This window comes from Janthinobacterium sp. Mn2066, assembly GCF_049319705.1.
Classification (GTDB): Bacteria; Pseudomonadota; Gammaproteobacteria; order Burkholderiales; family Burkholderiaceae_D; genus Janthinobacterium.
Window position 1 is genome coordinate 1 of record NZ_JBMOUF010000016.1, and the last position, 18,347, is coordinate 18,347.

An 18,347-nucleotide genomic window follows, 5' to 3' on the forward strand; every position below is an offset into this window, starting at 1 on the left:
TTGGGACGCCACCCAACTCCCCCTCTCCCTCTCTCCTTCCGCTCCCCGTTTACAGCCCCGCCCCCCCCGCCCCCGCCATCCCCCCCGGGCCTCCGGGCAACATGAAAAAAATTACTTCTCGGCGAAGGCGCGCTCGACCACGAAGTCGCCAGGCGTGGAAGTATTGCCTTCCTTGAAGCCGCGTTCTTCCAGCATTTCCTTCAGGTCGCGCAGCATGTCGGAGCTGCCGCAGATCATCACGCGGTCCACGGCCGGGTCCAGCGGCGGCACGCCCAGGTCTTCGAACAGCTTGCCGTTTTCGATCAGCTCGGTGATGCGGCCCGTGTTGCGGAAGTCTTCGCGCGTCACGGTCGGGTAGTAGCGCAGCTTGTCGGTGACCATTTCGCCGAGGAACTCATGGTTCGGCAAGTGATCGACCAGCAGGTCGTGGTAAGCCAGCTCATCGACCTGGCGCACGCCGTGCACCAGGATCAGCTGGTCGAAGCGCTCGTAGATGTCCGGATCGCGCACGATGCTGAGGAATGGGGCCAGGCCGGTGCCGGTCGACAGCATGTACAGGCGCTTGCCTGGCAGCAGGTAATCGGACACCAGGGTGCCGGTCGGTTTGCGGCCGACGATCACGGTGTCGCCCACTTGCAAGTGCTGCAGGCGCGAGGTCAGCGGGCCGCCCGGCACTTTGATGCTGAAAAATTCCAGGTGTTCTTCGTAATTGGCGCTGGCGATGCTGTAGGCGCGCAGCAGCGGCTTGCCGTCCACGCGCAAGCCGATCATCGTGAAATGGCCATTCGAGAAACGCAGCGACGTGTCGCGCGTGGTGGTAAAGGAGAACAGGGTATCCGTCCAGTGGTGCACGCTTAATACGCGCTCTTCATTCATCGAACTCATAGTGTGTGTTTACTAGTCAAAAATATGGTTATGTGCTGGCAAGTGCTGGCAAAAGTGAAACCCTGTGTCGGCCCAGCTGCTATTGTACGCAGCTCTGCATGAAATTGTTACCGTCTATCGCCACCAATGCTGCCGCACACGATACTGACATTATAGTGCCGATGACAAGATGCGGCGCAATTTCACCATATTTGCCCATGTTCGGCCGCATGCATGGCGATATAGCTTGCAAGATTATCATCGCAGATATCGAGATTACGCAAGATTTCATTCATGAAACTGACGGGCGCCGAGCCGGGCGCCGTGACGACCCTGCCATCGGCGACAGCGTACGGTACATCCTGGTAATGGCCGGCGCCTGCATAGCCCGTTTGCGCCAGGTTCTCTGCACAATTGGACGTATGGCGCACCCGGTCGAGCAGGCCAGCTTGCGCCAGTGCGCGGGTGCCATCGCACATGCCGGCCACCACGCTGCCGCGTGCATGGGCGGCGACCAGCAAGGGGCTGAGGTCGGGCGCCTGCGGCGTCTGCCAGATGCTGCCGCCGCAGACGATCAATGCATCGAGTCCATCGAGCGAAATATCTTCCAGCGCCAGTTGCGGCGTGACCAGCATGCCGCCGGAGGACGCTACCTGCATGCCGCCTGGCGTGGCAAAGCTGGTGTAGAAACCATAGTACTGGCGGGCGGTGGAATTGAGCAGGGCGGTTTCCCAGTCGGAAAAATTATGGCTCAGGATAGTGATGGCGCGTGGCATGGCGGTCCTTTCAAGGCAAAGGCGCGCGCACCGGAGGGACTCTGGTGCGCGCGCGGAAAGGCAGCACTGTAGCTGTCGCCACTGTCAGTTTCTGTCAGTGGCAGGCCAGCGCAGTCTATTTCATGGCCACTTTCACCAGCACCGGATCGGCGCGGTAGACAGCGGGCATGAAACGTTTCAGGTTCGCCACTTTCGGCAAATCGTTGACGGCGATATAGCCATTGTCCGGGTACATGGCCAGGAAGTTCTGGTGATAGGCTTCCGCCATGTAAAAACGCTTGCCGTCTTCGATCTTCGTCACGATCGGCGCCTTGAAGGCGTGCGAGGCGTCGAGCTGGGCGATGTACGCCTCGGCCACCTTGCGCTGGGCCGGCGACGTGGGGAAGATGGCCGAGCGGTATTGCGTGCCGCTGTCCGGGCCCTGGCGGTTCAGCATGGTGGGGTTGTGGGCGACGGAAAAGAACACCTGCAGCAGCTTGCCGTAGCTCACTTGCGATGGATCAAATGTCACTTGCACCGATTCCGCATGCCCCGTATTGCCATAGCCGACTTCTTCATAGTGCGCGCTGCCCGCCGCGCCGCCCGTGTAGCCGGAGACGGCGTTCTTCACGCCCTTGACGTGCTGGAACACGCCTTGCACGCCCCAGAAGCAGCCGCCGGCAAACACCGCCGTCTCTTCATGGCCGCTGACCGGTTCATCGACCGTGGGCGCGGCGATGACGACGGCGTCTTCGGCCGACAGGGCAGGCAATTGCGGCAGCAGCAGGACGGCGGCCAGGGCTGCGCCACCAGCCAGTTTCAACAGCGTCGCTGCACGGGGTTGGGATTGCTTGTTCATGAGCTACTCCTTTACATTATTGAAAAATCAGCCGAAGGTGAAGGCATAGGCCTGCACGCCGGGGTCGAGGAATTCGATGCTGAAAGTGTGGTCAGCCACCGGGCCGTCCAGGCGCAGCAGCTGGTACAGGCGCTGGCCGGTCACCGTGCCGCTGCCATCGGCCTGCACATCGCTGCCGTGGCTGGTGTGTGGCGCGGCGCCATCCAGCGTTACCTTGAAGCGCACCGGCTTGCCATCCTTGCCCGGGCCCAGCACCAGGTGCACGTCACGGGCATGGAAGCGGTAGACGATGCGGCCAGGAGCTTGCGTCAGGGCCACGTTTTCAGCGCTGGCGTGCCAGCTGCCTTCCAGCGCCCACTGGTTCAGGGCCAGTCGGGCTGGCGCCGAGTACTGCTGCGTGCGGTCTTTCTTTTCGCCGCCCGGCGAGGCGAAATTGCTGGCGCGGTCGGTGCCCAGATAGGTTTCCGGCGAACCCACATCGGCGTTATTGCTGGCTTGTTCCACGCCGGTGGCGTCGGGCATGCCGCTGACCACGCCGCCGGCCACGTTCTTGTTGCCCGCTTCGGCCAGCAGTTGCTGGATGATTTTTTCCGACTGCGCATACTCGCCTTCACCGAAATGGTGACCACGGATCTGGCCCTTGGCGTCGATGAAATAGTGGGCAGGCCAGTATTCGTTGCCGAAGGCGCGCCAGATGCTGTAATCGTTGTCGATGGCGACCGGGTAATTAATGCCGAGGTCCTTGACGGCCTTGCGCACATTGCCGATATCGCGTTCAAAGGCGAACTCCGGTGCATGCACGCCGATCACTACCAGGCCCTGGTCGTGGTATTTCGCAGCCCAGGCCTTGACGTACGGCAAGCTGCGCAGGCAGTTGATGCAGGAGTAAGTCCAGAAATCGACCAGGACTACTTTACCTTTCAGGCTGGCGGCCGTCAGCGGTGGCGAATTGAGCCATTGCACGGCGCCATCGAGCGATGGCAACTGGCCTTCGACAGGCAAGCTGGCTGGAGCAGACACGGCAGCGGCGGCCATCATGGCGTTCGAGGCAGCCATGGCAGATGCAGGTACAGCTGCCGGGGCTGGCTTGGGCTTGAATTTATCGAGCAGCGATTGTTCCAGCGAAGTCGTGCCGCTGTTCGACACCTTGGTCAGCAAGCCCGTGTCCAGGCCCAGCGCGATGGCGGCCACGCCGGCCAGCATGGCCAGGCCCAGGCCACGGCGTATCCATTCGCCGGCGCCCAGCGAGCGTTTCATGGCCGTGAATACCTTGCCACCGATCAGCAAGGCCACGGCCAGCGAGGTGGCGGCGCCCGCTGCATACGCCAGCAACAGGAAAGTAGTGCCCACGCTGGCGCCATTCAAGGCTGCGCCCGTCAAGACCAGGCCCAGTATGGGGCCGGCGCAGGGCGCCCACAGCAAGCCGGTGGCGATGCCCAGCAAGAAGGAAGCACTGATGCTGCCTTGCTTGCCGTCAACTGCGGGTTGTTGGGCTGCGTTGGATAAACGGCTGCCCAGCGCCACCAGCGGCGCCGTCAGTTTTTCCGCCAGGTGCGGCAGCAGCAGGGTCACGCCAAAGAAGGCCATCAGCGCCATCGCCAGCCAGCGGCCATATTGGTTCGCCTGCACCACCCAGCCGCCACCGACGGCAGCTAACGTCGCCACGGCGGCAAAGGTCAGGGCCATGCCGGCCAGCAAGGGCAAGCCGCTGCGGCGGAACGGTTCGCTGCTGCGCGCAAACACGAAGGGCAGCACAGGCAGGATGCAGGGGCTGACGATGGTCAGGGCGCCGCCCAGGTAGGAAAGGAGCAGTAATAACATGGTGTCTTCTTTTTATGGGTAGATAAGAGGTGAACCGCTCAGGCTGCGCCGGGCGTAAAGTTCATGGCCACGCCATTCATGCAATAGCGCAAGCCGGTGGGCGCAGGGCCGTCATCAAACACGTGGCCCAGGTGGCCGCCGCAGCGCCGGCACAGCACTTCCGTGCGTTCCATGCCCAGCGTGCTGTCGGTCTTGTCATTGACGGCGCGTGCCAGCGGTTTCCAGAAGCTGGGCCAGCCCGTGTGGCTGTCGAACTTGGTGCTCGATGAAAACAGCGGGAGCTGGCAGCCGGCGCAGCTGAACGTGCCGCGCCGGTGTTCCGAATTCAATGGGCTGCTGTAGGGACGTTCCGTGCCGGCCCGGCGCAGCACGTCAAATTGTTGATCGGTGAGTAACTTTTTCCATTCAGCATCAGAGTGCATGACTTCATACACGGTGCTCGCTGGCGTTGCCGCGTTGGCAGTATTGCGCCAGCTCAGCGAGCCGGCGATCAGGGCAGCGCTACTGGCGGCGCTGGTGAGCAGGAATGTGCGGCGCGATAACATGGGACCTCCCGGGCTGGTTAGATGAAGAATCGTTGATTCGATGTCGCCATTGTGTTCCTGCCCTGGTGACGAAGTCCTCACGTAAAGTTAAATGATTTGTGATACTTTCAAACGGCATCCTCAGGCACAATGCGGCCATACTGACCATGAAAGGCCCGGACAATTGGACAAGAACAAGCGCATCCTGATCGTTGAAGACGACCAGCCCATCGCCGACCTGCTGCGGCTGCACCTGCGCGACGAGGGGTATGAAGTCTGCCATTGCGCCGATGGCGACCTGGGTTTGCAGCAGCTGCGCCAAGGCGGCTGGGACGCGCTGATTCTCGACCTGATGCTGCCCGGCGTCGACGGCCTGGAGATTTGCCGCCATGCCCGCGCCATGCCCACGTACACGCCCATCATCATCACCAGCGCGCGCGCCAGCGAAGTGCACCGCATCCTGGGGCTGGAACTGGGCGCCGACGACTACCTGGCCAAGCCATTTTCCGTGCTGGAACTGGTGGCGCGTGTGAAAGCGCTGTTGCGCCGCACGGACGCCATGCTGAAGCAGCGCAAGGGCGAAGAGGGCAGCCTGTCGCTGCACGGCGTGGCGCTGGACCCGATCACCCGCATCGCCAGCGCCGATGGCAAGCGGCTGGACCTGACGCCGCGTGAATTCGACCTGCTGTACTTTTTCGTCAAGCAGCCGGGCAAGGTGTTTTCGCGGCTGGACTTGCTGAACCAGGTCTGGGGCTACCAGCACGACGGTTATGAACACACGGTCAACACGCATATCAACCGCCTGCGCGCCAAGATCGAGCTGGACCCGGCCGACCCGCAGCGCATCCTGACCGTTTGGGGCCGCGGCTACCGTTTCGCTGCTGCGGACGAGGGCGTAGCGTGAAATTGAACCTGACCCTGACCCAGCGCCTGTCGCTGGTGTTTGCCATCTTGCTGCTGGCCTGCTGCGGGGCCTCGGCCTGGCTGCAGATCCGTTCGAACAGCATGCATGAAAAGGAAGTGGTGCAGGGCTTGTCGCGTGGCGTGGCGGAAAGCATCGCGCACGACACGCCGGTGATGGGCGAACATGGCTTGATGCCCGAAGCCGTGCGGCGCATGTTCGACCAGCTGATGACGGTCAATCCCAGCGTCGAAGTCTATCTGCTGGACCCGCATGGCGTGATCATCGGCCATGCGGCGCCGGCCGGCCATCTGCTGCGCCCGGTGGTGAACCTGGCGCCCATCCATCGCTTCCTGATCGGCGGCATGCTGCCGATCCTGGGCGACGATCCGCGCAGTATCGATGGCAAAAAAGTCTTCAGCGTGGCCGCCTTGCGTTCAGGCGCGCATCAGGATGGCCCCGTTTCCGGTTATATCTATGTGGTGCTGCAGGGCGAGGAACACGACCGCCTGGCTGCCCGCGTGGCGGCCAGCTCCGTGCTGCGCAACACCTTGTGGTCGATGGCCCTGGTCGGCCTGCTGGTCCTGCTGGCCGGTTTGATGGCCTTGCGCCTGATCACGCGCCCGCTGCACCGGCTGACGGAAACCATGCGCGGTTTCGACACCCACGCCGAGCCGGTGGAGTTGCCCTTGACGACCACGCCAGCCAGTGCCGACCAGCGCGATGAAATCGCCGTGCTGGAAACGGCGTTCGTACAAATGGCAGGCAGGATAGGCGAGCAATGGCGCACCCTGTCGCGCCAGGACCAGGAGCGGCGCGAACTGGTAGCCAATATCTCGCACGATTTGCGCACGCCCCTGGGTTCCCTGCATGGCTACCTGGAAACCCTGCTGCTGAAAGACGCCACGCTCGAAGCAGCCGAACGCCGCCGCTACCTGGGCATTGCGCTGGCGCAAAGCAGCAAGGTAGGCAAGCTGGCGCAGTCGCTATTCGAACTGGCGCGGCTCGAGCATGGCTCGGTGGAACCGGTGGCCGAAGATTTCCTGCTCAGCGACCTGATACAGGACGTGTTCCAGAAGTGCGAACTGAAGGCGCAGGCGGGCCACGTCAGCCTCGACGCCGACATGCCGCGCGACGCCAACCTGGTGCACGCCGACCTGGGCCTGATCGAGCGCGTGCTGACCAACCTGCTCGACAATGCCATCCGCCATACGCCGGCCGGCGGCACGGTCACGGTAGCGCTGCAGCGCGAGGGCGAGCAAGTGCGGGTGACCGTCAGCGATACCGGGCCGGGGATTGCGCCCCAATTGCTGGAAAAACTGTTCCGCCGCCCCTTCAGCCCCGGCACCGACGGCCGCAACGGCGGCCTGGGCCTGCTGATCGTGCAGCGCATCCTGCAATTGCACGGCAGCGCTATCGAATTGCGATCCGAAGCAGGCAAAGGAGCGGTGTTCTGTTTTGCGCTGAGGGCGGCGGGGCGTGTTTGAGTAGGAAGGAGAGTGCGTGTGCAAGCATTTGTTTAGACGGCGAGTTGTTTCTTCGAACGCATTGTTATATTCGCTACGTTACTTTTGTCTTACCAGTGGCATCAACAAGTTCCACTGGTAATGCCCAGGTCAAGGCCAGCATAAATAGAATTACTCGCGGTGAGAATTTGCCACATAGTTTTTCCTAATTTAATCGCTTCAAGTCAGTATAGAAATTCTCGTGCGATCCCATGCTCAGCAGTATTACCGAGACAGGCTGGAGCTTTGTCGGATGTAGCTGATACGCCAACAAAATCTCCTGCTTATTGATCTTGAATTTGTACACAAAAATCCCGGCCAGATCCCCTTTTTTTTCTTCTCCAATTGCGGGGTTGCTTGCAACAGCTTTCACAGCTTTATCGACAACAGCCTTATCTTTGGCATGCAGCTTTTTGACAGCCTTCGCAAACGTTGGAGTGACAAGGACTTCAAGCACTGTCATGCCCCAAATTGGTAGGGAGTCAGCATTCCAGCCTTGGCTTCCTGTGCGGCGAGCAGCGTATCTTTGATGAACTGAAGAGGCAAGCCAGGGTTTTCATCCACGGCCTTACCCAAGCGCGCCCAGTATTCAATCTGCTTTGGTACAGAACGGTGCTCCGCAGCCGCGTGGGGCTTGGCCATCTCAACTAAGTCGTCAGATAATTTCAATGCGATTGCCATAATTTCACCTCGTTGTTTGAGGTTTAGTATGTCACCTATTGCAACCTTTTACAACCATAGGCCAATATTATTATGGTCTTTCCTCAGAACTTCCGGCCCGGCGAACAAAGTGCCGTTAGTAGCGGCCGTGGAAATGCGCGAGGGGCGGCCGCAGCGGGTGCGCTTCGATCCGGTAGCCGTTTTTTCCCGCAGCGCGCTCATGCCATGGGTGCAACTGGCCGTGGCGCCGGGCGGTCGCGCAGACCCTGCCGTGCCCCAGGCGCAAGATCATGGCGGAAGCTGAAATAACAGCATAATCAGGTCAAGTTAAGTGCTGCAGTTTCAACGTTGAAACTGTTTATCAGGTGTAGCGTAAATCAATATTCAAGTTGTACGAAAAATACGTCAACTCCCGTAACGTGACTGTCTGAGCCGCGACAGTAGAAATGCGCGTCTCAGCTTGCTCAGTCACAGGCAGCGGCATCCCATCCATCCCCCAGCACTTCCCCCCCCCCAACCGCCAGATTTCAACTGAAACAATCTTTCGATAGCCCGAAACATGGCTGTCGTCCTGGGGTCTTATTCTGTACTCATGGCATCGGCCATTCAAGTCCAGAAAGCGAGGCTTATCATGAAAACCAGGATTCCTTTACTTATTCCATTCATTGCCGTCGGCCTTGCCAGCGTCTGCAGCGCAGCGCTGGCGACCGAGTACGGCAACGTTGTCTCCAGCACGCCTGTGACGGCGCAAGTGGCCGTACCGCAGCAAAGCTGCCAGAACGTCACGCAAGTGCGCGCCCCCGAAACGTCGGGCGGCGGCGCCGTGGCGGGCGCGCTGATCGGTGGGCTGGCCGGTAACGCGATTGGCGGCGGCGCTGGCCGCGCGCTGGCGACCGGTATCGGCGTGGTGGCGGGCGCGATTACCGGCAACAACATCGAAGCGGCCAACACGCCGCCGCAACAGGTCAATAGCGTGGTGTGCCAGAACGGCGCCAGCTACGTCAACCGCGTAATCGGCTACGACGTCACCTACGATTACCAGGGCCAGCGCTACCAGGCCCGCGTGCCGCAAGATCCGGGCGACCGGATCGCCGTGAACGTGTCCGTGACGGCCAACGGCGACACCTCGTCGCCCGCTGTGATGCAGCAGCAAGTGGTGCCTGTGGTCAATCCCGTCAGCACCACCGTGTATGTCGATAACAGCGACTTTGGCTGGTATCCACCGTATGGTTACTACGGGTATGGAAGCTTCGGCCGGCCGGTGATCGGCATCGGCGCGCACTTCGGCGGCGGCTTCCACCACGGGCGTCGCTTCTGATCCAGGGCGTCGCTGTCGTCATCGAACGGCAGCGGCGCGGCTGTTATGGACGCGGCCGTCAATACGATGTGCCGCGTGTAGACTTTGACATTGTAAAAAAGAAATTTTAGGGGTAATAGATGACGCGTTCTGCCCAAACCGTTTTTCCTGTGCGCGCTGCTGGCCGCACTCTGCCGTGGCTGCTGGTAGGCTTGCTGCTCGCAGCCGGCGCTGGCGGCTGGTGGTGGCACTCCCATCAACAGGCACAGGGCCAGGCTGCAGGCCAGTCGCATGACGGTGCCAGTGGCAATCGCGGTGGCCGCGCACATGGACAGGCAGGGCCGGGGGGCAGGGCCGCGCCGCCATCGCCGGTTTCCGTGCAAGTGGCGCGCCGGCAGGATATCCGCGTCCTGGTCACGGCCATCGGCAATATTGCCGCCTCGAATACGGCCATCGTGCACGCCCAGGTCAGCGGCGTGCTGCAGCGCCTCGACTTTGTCGAAGGCCAGCAGGTGAAGGCGGGCCAGCAACTGGCGCAAATCGATCCGCGCTCGTTCCAGGCCAGCCTGGACCAGTCGCAAGGCGCGCTGCTGCGCGACCAGGCGCAGCTGGAAAACGCCAGGATCGACCTGGCCCGCTACCAGGGTTTATTGGCCAAGGATGCGATTCCGAAGCAACAGCTCGATACCCAGGTCGCCCTGGTGCACCAGCTGGAAGGCACGGTGAAGCTGGACCAGGCCGCCGTCGCCAGTGCTCAGCTGCAATTGTCCTACACGCGCGTGACGGCGCCGATAGCGGGCCGGGTGGGCCTCAAGCAGGTCGACCTGGGCAATGTGATCCAGCCTGCCGATGCGAATGGCGTGGTGATCATCACGCAAACCCGGCCCATCGCCCTGACGTTTGCCGTGCCGGCCAGCAATATCCCCGTGATTTCAAAGCGCCTGCATGGCGGCGTGGCCATGCCCGTGCAGGCGTTTGACCGTGGCGGCCTGCAGCCGCTGGCCGTGGGCACGGTGGCCACCGTGGACAACAGCATCGATGTGACGACCGATACCATCAAGGTCAAGGCGCTGTTCCCGAATCTCGATGACAGCCTGTTCCCGAACCAGGCCGTCAACGTGACCTTGCAGCTCGATACCCTGCACGATGTGCTGGCCGTGCCGCAGGCGGCCGTGCTGCGCGGCGCGCAAGGCGCGTATGTGTATGTGGTGGGGGCGGATAACAAGGTGTCCGTGCGCACGGTGCAGCCAGGCGCCGCCGACGCCAGCTGGGTCGCCGTGCAGGGCGACCTGCAGGCCGGCGACCGGGTAGTGATCGATGGCAGCGACCGGCTGCGTCCGGGCGCCACGGTGGAGGTGGTGACAGGGCAGGCGCAGCATCATGCCGCCCCGGCAGTTGCACACTGATCAGCGGGAACCACGCATGAATCCCTCGAAGATTTTTATTGAACGGCCGGTGGCCACGGCGCTGCTGATGGTGGCGATCCTGCTGGCCGGCATGCTGGCTTACCGGCTGCTGCCGCTGTCGGCGCTGCCGGAAGTCGATTACCCGACCATCGAAGTGACTACCCTGTATCCGGGCGCCAGTCCGGACGTGATGTCGACCACCGTGACGGCGCCGCTGGAGCGCCAGTTCGGCCAGATGCCGGGCCTGAGCCAGATGACGTCTACCAGTTCCGGCGGCGCTTCCGTGATTACCCTGCGCTTTTCGCTGGGCCTGTCGCTGGACGTGGCCGAGCAGGAGGTGCAGGCCGCCATCAATGCGGGCAGCAATCTGCTGCCGACCGACTTGCCCATGCCGCCCGTGTACAGCAAGGTCAATCCGGCCGACGCGCCCGTGCTGACCATCGCAATTACTTCGCCCACCATGGCGGTGACGGCCGTGCACGACCTGGTGGAAAACCGCCTGGCGCCCAAGCTGTCGCAAGTCGATGGGGTGGGGCTGGTCAGCATTGCCGGTGGCCGCCGGCCCGCCGTGCGCATCCGCGCCAATCCGCAGGCGCTGACCAACCTGGGCCTGTCGCTCGACGATGTGCGCACCGCCATCGTGGCCGCCAACGTCAACCAGGCCAAGGGCAGTTTTGATGGCGCCCAGCGCGCTTCCACCATCGACGCCAACGACCAGTTAAAGTCGGCGGCCGAATACCAGGACGTGATCATCGCCTGGAAAAATGGCAATCCCCTGCGCCTGAAAGACGTGGCCAGCGTGGTCGATGACGCTGAAAATCTGCACCTGGCCGCCTGGTCCGACCGCACGCCCGGCGTGATCCTGAACGTGCAGCGCCAGCCTGGCGCCAACGTGATCCAGACCGTGGAAAGAGTGCGCGCGCTGCTGCCCAAGCTGCAAGCCTCGCTGCCCGAGGCGATGCAGGTGCAGGTGATCGCCGACCGCACCACCACCATCCGCGCCTCGGTCGATGACACCCAGTTCGAGCTGATGCTGTCGATTGCGCTGGTGATCATGGTGATCTTCCTGTTCCTGCGCAGCGCCAGCGCCACCGTGATCCCCAGCGTGGCCGTGCCGCTCTCCTTGGTAGGCACCTTTGGCGTGATTTACCTGGCCGGTTTTTCCATCAATAACCTGACCCTGATGGCGCTGACCATTTCCACCGGTTTCGTGGTCGATGACGCCATCGTGATGATCGAAAATATCGCCCGCTACGTGGAAGAGGGCGAAACGCCGATGGCGGCTGCGCTGAAAGGCAGCAAGCAGATTGGGTTTACCATCATTTCGCTGACGATTTCGCTGCTGGCTGTGCTGATCCCGCTGCTGTTCATGGGCGACGTGGTGGGCCGGCTGTTCCATGAATTTGCCATCACGCTGGCCGTGGCCATCCTGATTTCCGCGTTTGTGTCGCTGACCCTGACGCCGATGATGAGCGCGCGCCTGCTGCGCCCCGAGCATGAACGCCGCCAGACCCGTTTGGGCGCCTGGAGCGAACGCAGTTTCAATGCGCTGGTCAGCCGCTATGGCGTGGCGCTGGACTGGGTGCTGGACCGTCCGCGCATGGCCATGCTGGTGTTTGTCGCCACCCTGGCGCTGACCGGCTTGCTCTACGTGATCGTGCCGAAGGGATTTTTCCCCGTGCAGGATACGGGCTTGCTGCAAGTGATCACGGAAGCGACGCAAACCACCTCGTTCGACGCCATGGCGCAGCGGCAGCAGGCGATCGCCGACGTGATCCTGCGCGATCCCGATGTGGACCATTTGGCCTCCTTTATCGGCGTCGATGGCGACAATCCCACGCTCAACACGGGCCGCATGCAGGTCACGCTCAAGCCGTTTGCCGAGCGTGGCTCGGCCGCGCCCGAGATCATCCGCCGCCTGACGGCCAGCACCTCGCATGTGCCGGGTATTACTGCCTATTTCCAGGCCGTGCAGGACCTGACCATCGAAGACCGCATCTCGAAGACGCAGTATCAATTCCTGCTCAGCTCACCGGACCAGGCCCAGTTGAGCGCCGCCGCCACCAGCCTGCTGGCGAAATTGAAAACCCTGCCGGACCTGGCCGACGTGGCCAGCGACTTGCAGCAGCAGGGGCAGCAAGCCTATGTGCAGATCGACCGCGAAGCGGCCGGCCGCCTGGGCGTGACGGTGTCCGCCATCGATACGGCGCTGTATAACGCGTTTGGCCAGCGCCTCATTTCCACCATTTATACGCAAACCTCGCAATACCGGGTGGTGCTGGAAGCGGCCGGTGCCGCCAACGGCGGGCCGGACGTGATCTCCGGCCTGTACGTGCCGGGTTCCACGATCAACGCCGCCGGCGTGACGACGGTGGTGCAAGTGCCGCTCGCTTCGGTGGCGCACGTCGTCAGCCGGCTTGCGCCGCTGGCCGTCAATCATGTGGGGCAGTTCCCGGCCGTGACGATCTCGTTCAACCTGGCGCCCGGCGCGGCGCTGGGCCACGCGGTGGACGCCATCAAGGCGCAGGAAGCGTCCTTGCATTTCCCGGTCAGCGTGGAAACCAGCTTCCAGGGGGCGGCCGCAGCCTTCCAGGCCTCATTGAGCAGCACCGTGATGCTGATCCTGGCGGCCGTGGTCACCATGTATATCGTGCTGGGCGTGCTGTATGAAAGCTATATCCACCCGCTGACGATTTTGTCGACCCTGCCGTCGGCGGGCCTGGGCGCGCTGCTGGCCTTGCTGGTGGCGCGCGAAGACCTGGGCATCGTGGCCATCATCGGCATCGTGCTGCTGATCGGCATCGTCAAGAAAAACGCCATCATGATGATCGACTTCGCCCTGTATGCGGAGCGCGAGGAAGGCATGGCGCCGCGCCAGGCCATCCACCAGGCGTGTCTGCTGCGTTTCCGGCCGATTTTGATGACCACCATGGCCGCCTTGCTGGGCGCCTTGCCGCTGATGCTGGGCACGGGCGTGGGCCACGAGCTGCGCCATCCGCTGGGCGTGACCATGGTTGGGGGCTTGCTGGTCAGCCAGTTGCTGACCCTGTTTTCCACGCCGGTGATTTACCTGGGCTTTGCCGCCTGGGCAAAATCGTTTGCCGGCTGGCGCGCGCGCCGCGCCGCTGTCCGAGAAGCACATGACGCAGGGAGCGCCGCATGAATATTTCTGCGCCGTTTATCGCGCGTCCCGTCGCCACCACCTTGCTGACCCTGGCCGTGGCGCTGGCCGGGGTGCTGGGCTTCATGCTGCTGCCCATCGCGCCCTTGCCGCAAGTGGATTTCCCCACCATTTCGGTCAGCGCCAGCCTGCCTGGCGCCAGCCCCGACACCATGGCGGCCACCGTCGCCACGCCGCTGGAACGGGCGCTGGGCAGCATCGCCGGCGTCAATGAAATCACCTCGCGCTCGTCGCTGGGCTCGACCAGCATCACCATGCAGTTTGAACTCGAGCGCGACATCGATGGCGCGGCGCGCGACGTGCAGGCGGCCATCAACGCGGCCCGCACCTTGCTGCCGACCGGCTTGCCCAGCAACCCGACGTACCGCAAGGTGAACCCGGCCGACGCGCCCATCATGATCCTGGCGCTGACGTCATCGACCCTGACGCGCGGCCAGATGTACGACGCGGCGTCCACCGTGCTGGCGCAGCGGCTGTCGCAAGTGCAGGGCATCGGCCAGGTGAACGTGGGCGGCGGCGCCTTGCCGGCCGTGCGCGTGGAACTGGACCCGGACAAGCTGGCGTCCAGGGGCATCGCCATCGATACCGTGCGCACCGCCATCACGGCCACCAACGCCAACCGTCCCAAGGGTTCGGTGGAGCAGGATGGCCGCAGCTGGCAGATCGGCGCCAACGACCAGGCGCTCAAGGCTGCCGACTATGCGCCGGTGCTGCTCAGCTATCGCGATGGCGCGGCCGTGCGCCTGCGCGACGTGGCCACCCTGGCCGATTCGGTGCAGGACGTGCGCAACTACGGCGTGGCCAATGGCAAGCCGGCCATCGTGCTGTTCCTGCTCAAGCAGCCGGGCGCCAACATCATCGAGACGGTGGAACGGGTGCGCGCCTTGCTGCCGCAGCTGAAAGCCTCGATCCCGGCCGCCATCGACATGAACGTCGTCAGCGACCGCACGCCCACCATCCGCGCTTCGCTGCATGAAGTGGAACGCTCGCTGGCGATCGCCATCGGCCTGGTGGTGCTGGTGGTGCTGGCCTTTTTGCGCAACTGGCGCGCCGCCTTGCTGCCCGCCGTCGCCGTGCCCGTTTCGCTGGCGGGCACCCTGGGCATCATGTATTTGTGCGGCTACAGCCTGGACAACCTGTCGGCCATGGCGCTGACGGTGGCCACCGGTTTTGTGGTCGATGACGCCATCGTGGTGCTGGAAAATATCTCGCGCCATATGGAGCAGGGCATGGGGCCGCGCGAAGCGGCCTTGAAGGGAGCGCGCGAAATCGGCTTTACGGTGGTCTCCATCAGTATCAGCCTGATCGCCGTGTTCATTCCGCTGCTGCTGATGGGCGGCGTGGTGGGGCGGCTGTTCCGCGAGTTTGCCGTGGTGCTGTCGACGGCGATCCTGATCTCCATGTTCGTCTCGCTGAGCACCACGCCGATGATGGCGTCGGTGCTGCTCAAGCCGCCCACGCACAAGCGGCCGGGGAGGGCGGGCGCGGCGCTGGCACGGGCCAGCCGGCGCCTGATGCGCGGCTACCGGCGTTCGCTGGCCTGGACCTTGCGCCACCAGCCGGTGGCCATCATCGCCTTGCTGGCCGTGATCGGCCTGAACGTGTTTTTGTACACGGCCATCCCCAAAACCTTTTTCCCGCAGCAGGATACGGGCGTGATCGTGGGCAGCGTGCAGGCCGACCAGGGCAGTTCCTTCCAGATCATGCAGCAGCGGGTGGACCGTTTCGTGGCGATCCTGCGGGCCGATCCGGCGGTGGCCAATGTCAGCGGCTCCACCGGCGGCAACCAGATCAATACCGCCAACTTTTATATCACCTTAAAACCCCTGGCCCAGCGCAAGCTGCCAGTGGACGCGGTGGTGGCGCGCCTGCGCGGCCGGCTGTCGCATGAACCGGGCGCCAACCTGTTCCTGGTGCCGGTGCAGGATATCCGCATCGGCGGACGGCAGGCCAACGCGCAGTATCAATACACCTTGCAGGGCGACGATATCGACACCTTGCGCACCTGGGAGCCGCGTATCCGCAACGCGCTGGTGAAACTGCCCGAGCTGACCGACGTCAATAGCGACCAGCAGGACAAGGGCGCGCAAACGGCGCTGCAGGTGGACCGCGATGCAGCGTCGCGCCTGGGCGTGAGCATGACCACCCTCGACAACAGCTTGAACGACGCCTTCGGCCAGCGCCAGGTAGGCGTGATCTACAACCCGCTGAACCAGTACCGCGTGGTGATGGAGCTGGCCAGCCCGTATCTGCAAGGCCCGGAAACGCTGAACAAGCTGTATGTGAGCAGCGCGTCGGGCGCGCAAGTGCCGCTGTCCGCGTTTGCCACGATCGCGCCGCGCAATACGCCGTTGTCCGTCAATCACCAGGGCGGCAGCCCCGCGTCCACCGTCAGTTTCAACTTGCCGCTGAATATGTCGCTGTCCGAGGCGACCGGCGCCATCGACAAGGCCATGCACGACCTGGGCTTGCCGGCATCCGTGCGCGGCAGCTTCCAGGGCACGGCCAGCGCCTTCCAGGCGTCACTGTCATCGCAGCCGATCCTGATCGCGGCGGCCATCGTCACGGTCTACCTGGTACTGGGCATGCTGTATGAAAGCCTGATCCACCCGGTGACCATCCTGTCGACCCTGCCGTCGGCCGGCGTGGGCGCCTTGCTGGCCCTGATGCTGTTCAAGACGCAGTTTTCCATCATCGCCCTGATCGGCGTGATCCTGTTGATCGGCATCGTCAAGAAAAACGCCATCATGATGATCGACTTCGCCATCACGCGCCAGCGGGCCGGGCACATGGGGGCGGGCGGCGCCATTTTCCGCGCCGCCAACCTGCGTTTGCGGCCTATCCTGATGACCACGGTGGCGGCCATCTTTGGCGCCATCCCGCTGGCCGTGGGCAGCGGCGACGGCGCCGAACTGCGCCAGCCGCTGGGCATCGCCATCGTCGGCGGCCTGATTTTGAGCCAGTTGCTGACCTTGTACACCACGCCTGTCGTGTATGTGCTGATGGACCGTTTGCGCCGCCAGGGCAGTAAAGCTGTACCGGCGCCAGACACTGATCCCTCCCATTCCACCCTTATTGCCAGGTAGCGCCATGCATAACCGTGTTCTTCACCTCCCTCGTTTTGTTATCTGCCTGCCCTTGCTGCTGACCGCCTGCGCCGTGACGCGCGTGGCGCCGCCAGCGCCCGTTACTGCGCCCGCCGCGTTCAAGGAAGACACGCCGTGGCAGCGCGGCACAGGCACCGCCACGGCTGCTGTCCCCGACGATTGGTGGACCTTGTTCGGCGACTCGCAGCTCAATGCACTCGAAGCGCGCCTGGTGGTCGGTAATGAAAACCTGAAATCGCTGGCCGCCCAGCTGGCCAGCGCCCGCGCCGCCGTGGAAGCGAGCCGCAGCGCCTTGTTTCCCACCTTGTCGGTGTCGGCCGGGGCCACGCGCGATGGCAATCCTGCACAAGGCAATACCAGTGGCAACACTGTCAATAACATGACCTTGGGCGCCAACGCCGCCTGGGAAGTCGACCTGTGGGGCCGGCTGTCGCAGGCCAGCGAGGGAGCGCAGGCGAGTGCGCAAGCGAGCTTCGATGACCTGGCGGCGGCCCGTCTGTCGGCCCAGTCCACGCTGGCGCAAACCTATTTTTCGCTGCGCACCAGCGACGCCCAGCTGGAACTGCTGACGCGCAGCGTGGCCGCCTACCAGCGCTCGCTCGACCTGACGCAGGCGCGCTACGATGGCGGTGTGGCTGCCCGCAGCGATGTGCTGCAGGCGCAGACCCAGCTCAAGAGCGCCCAGGCGCAGCTGGCCGACATGTCCGCCCAGCGGGCCACGCTGGAACACGCGATTGCCGTCTTGCTGGGTATTCCCCCCAGTGCGCTCGAGGTGAAGTCCACCTTGGCTGGCGTAGCGGGTTTGCCCGCCGTGCCGCCGGTGCCCGCACTGCTGCCATCGACCTTGCTCGAGCGCCGGCCCGATATCGCCGCCGCCCAGCGCCGCGTGGCGGCCGCCTACGCACAGATCGGCGTGGCGGACGCCAGTTATTTCCCCGCGCTGTCGCTGTCGGCCAGCGCCGGCTACCGCAATACCTCGCTTGCTAACCTGGTCAGCGCACCCAATTTCCTCTGGTCGCTGGGATCGAGCCTGACGCAAGCGATTTTCGATGGCGGACAGCGCAAGCTGGCCAGCGCGCAGGCGAGGGCGGCGGCGGACCAGGCCACCAGCACGTACCGCCAGTCGGTCTTGACGGCCTTGCAGGAAGTCGAGGACAACCTGGTGCTGGCCAGGCGCTTGCAGGAAGAGGTGGCTTACCAGGCCGACGCCGTGGCGGCCGCCCAGCGCAACCTGGCCATTACCAACGACCAGTACGCGGGCGGCACGGTCAGCTATCTGAACGTGGTGACGGCGCAGACGGCGGCCTACACCAGCGAAAGCAGCTTGCTGTCGGTGCAAAACCGCCAATTGGCGGCCACGGCGATTTTGCTGAAAAATATCGCCGGGCGCTGGCAGCCTGACGCACCGGTCCCGGCTGCGGCGCCGGTCCCGCTTCCGGCGCCCCGGAGCTAACTGCTTTATGTCAG

General features: G+C 63.6%; 15 protein-coding genes. 8 read left to right on the plus strand and 7 right to left on the minus strand.

From position 1 onward, the window contains the following. Positions 1-111: 111 nt before the first annotated feature. The 5 genes from ACL9RI_RS24985 to msrB all read right to left on the minus strand — a co-directional run bounded on the left by ACL9RI_RS24985 (position 112) and on the right by msrB (position 4,844). Positions 112-885 (minus strand): ferredoxin--NADP reductase, encoded by a 774-nt coding sequence (locus tag ACL9RI_RS24985; RefSeq protein WP_422729171.1) that lies wholly within the window; start codon positions 883-885, stop codon positions 112-114. A gap of 182 nt (positions 886-1,067) precedes the next feature. Continuing rightward, entirely contained in the window at positions 1,068-1,640 is a 573-nt protein-coding gene (locus tag ACL9RI_RS24990; RefSeq protein WP_422729172.1) for a DJ-1/PfpI family protein, read from the minus strand. A gap of 115 nt (positions 1,641-1,755) precedes the next feature. Further along, a complete protein-coding gene (msrA, locus tag ACL9RI_RS24995; RefSeq protein WP_422729173.1) occupies positions 1,756-2,478 on the minus strand; it encodes a peptide-methionine (S)-S-oxide reductase MsrA in 723 nt (240 codons plus the stop codon). 27 nt (positions 2,479-2,505) lie between these two features. Continuing rightward, entirely contained in the window at positions 2,506-4,299 is a 1,794-nt protein-coding gene (locus ACL9RI_RS25000; protein WP_422729174.1) for a cytochrome c biogenesis protein DipZ, read from the minus strand. Positions 4,300-4,337: 38 nt separating this feature from the next. Further along, on the minus strand, positions 4,338-4,844 hold the full coding sequence (gene msrB / locus ACL9RI_RS25005; protein ID WP_422729175.1) for a peptide-methionine (R)-S-oxide reductase MsrB: 507 nt from the start codon (positions 4,842-4,844) through the stop codon (positions 4,338-4,340). A gap of 163 nt (positions 4,845-5,007) precedes the next feature. Between msrB and ACL9RI_RS25010 the strand changes: the two genes are divergently transcribed. Then, positions 5,008-5,727, plus strand: a complete 720-nt coding sequence (locus ACL9RI_RS25010) for a response regulator transcription factor (RefSeq protein WP_422729176.1) — start codon at positions 5,008-5,010, stop codon at positions 5,725-5,727. Further along, the gene (locus tag ACL9RI_RS25015; RefSeq protein ID WP_422729177.1) at positions 5,724-7,211 is read left to right on the plus strand and encodes a HAMP domain-containing sensor histidine kinase; all 1,488 of its coding nucleotides are present in this window, start codon (positions 5,724-5,726) and stop codon (positions 7,209-7,211) included. Before ACL9RI_RS25010 ends, ACL9RI_RS25015 begins: the two co-directional genes overlap by 4 nt. Positions 7,212-7,395: 184 nt before the next feature. Here ACL9RI_RS25015 and ACL9RI_RS25020 read toward each other — a convergent pair whose 3' ends face one another. Then, a complete protein-coding gene (locus ACL9RI_RS25020) occupies positions 7,396-7,692 on the minus strand; it encodes a type II toxin-antitoxin system RelE/ParE family toxin (RefSeq protein ID WP_422729178.1) in 297 nt (98 codons plus the stop codon). Then, positions 7,689-7,910 (minus strand): TA system antitoxin ParD family protein, encoded by a 222-nt coding sequence (locus ACL9RI_RS25025; protein WP_422729179.1) that lies wholly within the window; start codon positions 7,908-7,910, stop codon positions 7,689-7,691. Before ACL9RI_RS25025 ends, ACL9RI_RS25020 begins: the two co-directional genes overlap by 4 nt. A gap of 109 nt (positions 7,911-8,019) precedes the next feature. On the opposite strand from ACL9RI_RS25025, the gene ACL9RI_RS25030 reads away from it, so the two are divergent. From ACL9RI_RS25030 to ACL9RI_RS25055, 6 genes are all read left to right on the plus strand, one after another. Further along, a complete protein-coding gene (locus tag ACL9RI_RS25030) occupies positions 8,020-8,193 on the plus strand; it encodes a hypothetical protein (RefSeq protein ID WP_422729180.1) in 174 nt (57 codons plus the stop codon). 327 nt (positions 8,194-8,520) lie between these two features. Beyond that, positions 8,521-9,207, plus strand: a complete 687-nt coding sequence (locus ACL9RI_RS25035; RefSeq protein WP_422729181.1) for a glycine zipper 2TM domain-containing protein — start codon at positions 8,521-8,523, stop codon at positions 9,205-9,207. A gap of 119 nt (positions 9,208-9,326) precedes the next feature. Further along, a complete protein-coding gene (locus tag ACL9RI_RS25040; protein ID WP_422729182.1) occupies positions 9,327-10,592 on the plus strand; it encodes an MdtA/MuxA family multidrug efflux RND transporter periplasmic adaptor subunit in 1,266 nt (421 codons plus the stop codon). 16 nt (positions 10,593-10,608) lie between these two features. Further along, entirely contained in the window at positions 10,609-13,755 is a 3,147-nt protein-coding gene (locus ACL9RI_RS25045; RefSeq protein ID WP_422729183.1) for a multidrug efflux RND transporter permease subunit, read from the plus strand. Further along, on the plus strand, positions 13,752-16,859 hold the full coding sequence (locus ACL9RI_RS25050; RefSeq protein ID WP_422729184.1) for a multidrug efflux RND transporter permease subunit: 3,108 nt from the start codon (positions 13,752-13,754) through the stop codon (positions 16,857-16,859). The genes ACL9RI_RS25045 and ACL9RI_RS25050 overlap by 4 nt, the downstream gene beginning before the upstream one ends. A gap of 4 nt (positions 16,860-16,863) precedes the next feature. Then, positions 16,864-18,333: an efflux transporter outer membrane subunit gene (locus tag ACL9RI_RS25055; RefSeq protein WP_422729185.1), complete on the plus strand. Its 1,470-nt coding sequence runs from the start codon at positions 16,864-16,866 to the stop codon at positions 18,331-18,333. Positions 18,334-18,347: the final 14 nt, after the last annotated feature.

Bases quoted from the DNA above. Each gene is read 5' to 3' on its own strand.
- ACL9RI_RS24985 (WP_422729171.1), bottom strand. From the start codon at position 885: ATGAGTTCGATGAATGAAGAGCGCGTATTAAGCGTGCACCACTGGACG.
- ACL9RI_RS24990 (WP_422729172.1), bottom strand. From the start codon at position 1,640: ATGCCACGCGCCATCACTATCCTGAGCCATAATTTTTCCGACTGGGAA.
- msrA (WP_422729173.1), bottom strand. From the start codon at position 2,478: ATGAACAAGCAATCCCAACCCCGTGCAGCGACGCTGTTGAAACTGGCT.
- ACL9RI_RS25000 (WP_422729174.1), bottom strand. From the start codon at position 4,299: ATGTTATTACTGCTCCTTTCCTACCTGGGCGGCGCCCTGACCATCGTC.
- msrB (WP_422729175.1), bottom strand. From the start codon at position 4,844: ATGTTATCGCGCCGCACATTCCTGCTCACCAGCGCCGCCAGTAGCGCT.
- ACL9RI_RS25020 (WP_422729178.1), bottom strand. From the start codon at position 7,692: ATGACAGTGCTTGAAGTCCTTGTCACTCCAACGTTTGCGAAGGCTGTC.
- ACL9RI_RS25025 (WP_422729179.1), bottom strand. From the start codon at position 7,910: ATGGCAATCGCATTGAAATTATCTGACGACTTAGTTGAGATGGCCAAG.
- ACL9RI_RS25035 (WP_422729181.1), top strand. From the start codon at position 8,521: ATGAAAACCAGGATTCCTTTACTTATTCCATTCATTGCCGTCGGCCTT.
- ACL9RI_RS25040 (WP_422729182.1), top strand. From the start codon at position 9,327: ATGACGCGTTCTGCCCAAACCGTTTTTCCTGTGCGCGCTGCTGGCCGC.
- ACL9RI_RS25045 (WP_422729183.1), top strand. From the start codon at position 10,609: ATGAATCCCTCGAAGATTTTTATTGAACGGCCGGTGGCCACGGCGCTG.
- ACL9RI_RS25050 (WP_422729184.1), top strand. From the start codon at position 13,752: ATGAATATTTCTGCGCCGTTTATCGCGCGTCCCGTCGCCACCACCTTG.
- ACL9RI_RS25055 (WP_422729185.1), top strand. From the start codon at position 16,864: ATGCATAACCGTGTTCTTCACCTCCCTCGTTTTGTTATCTGCCTGCCC.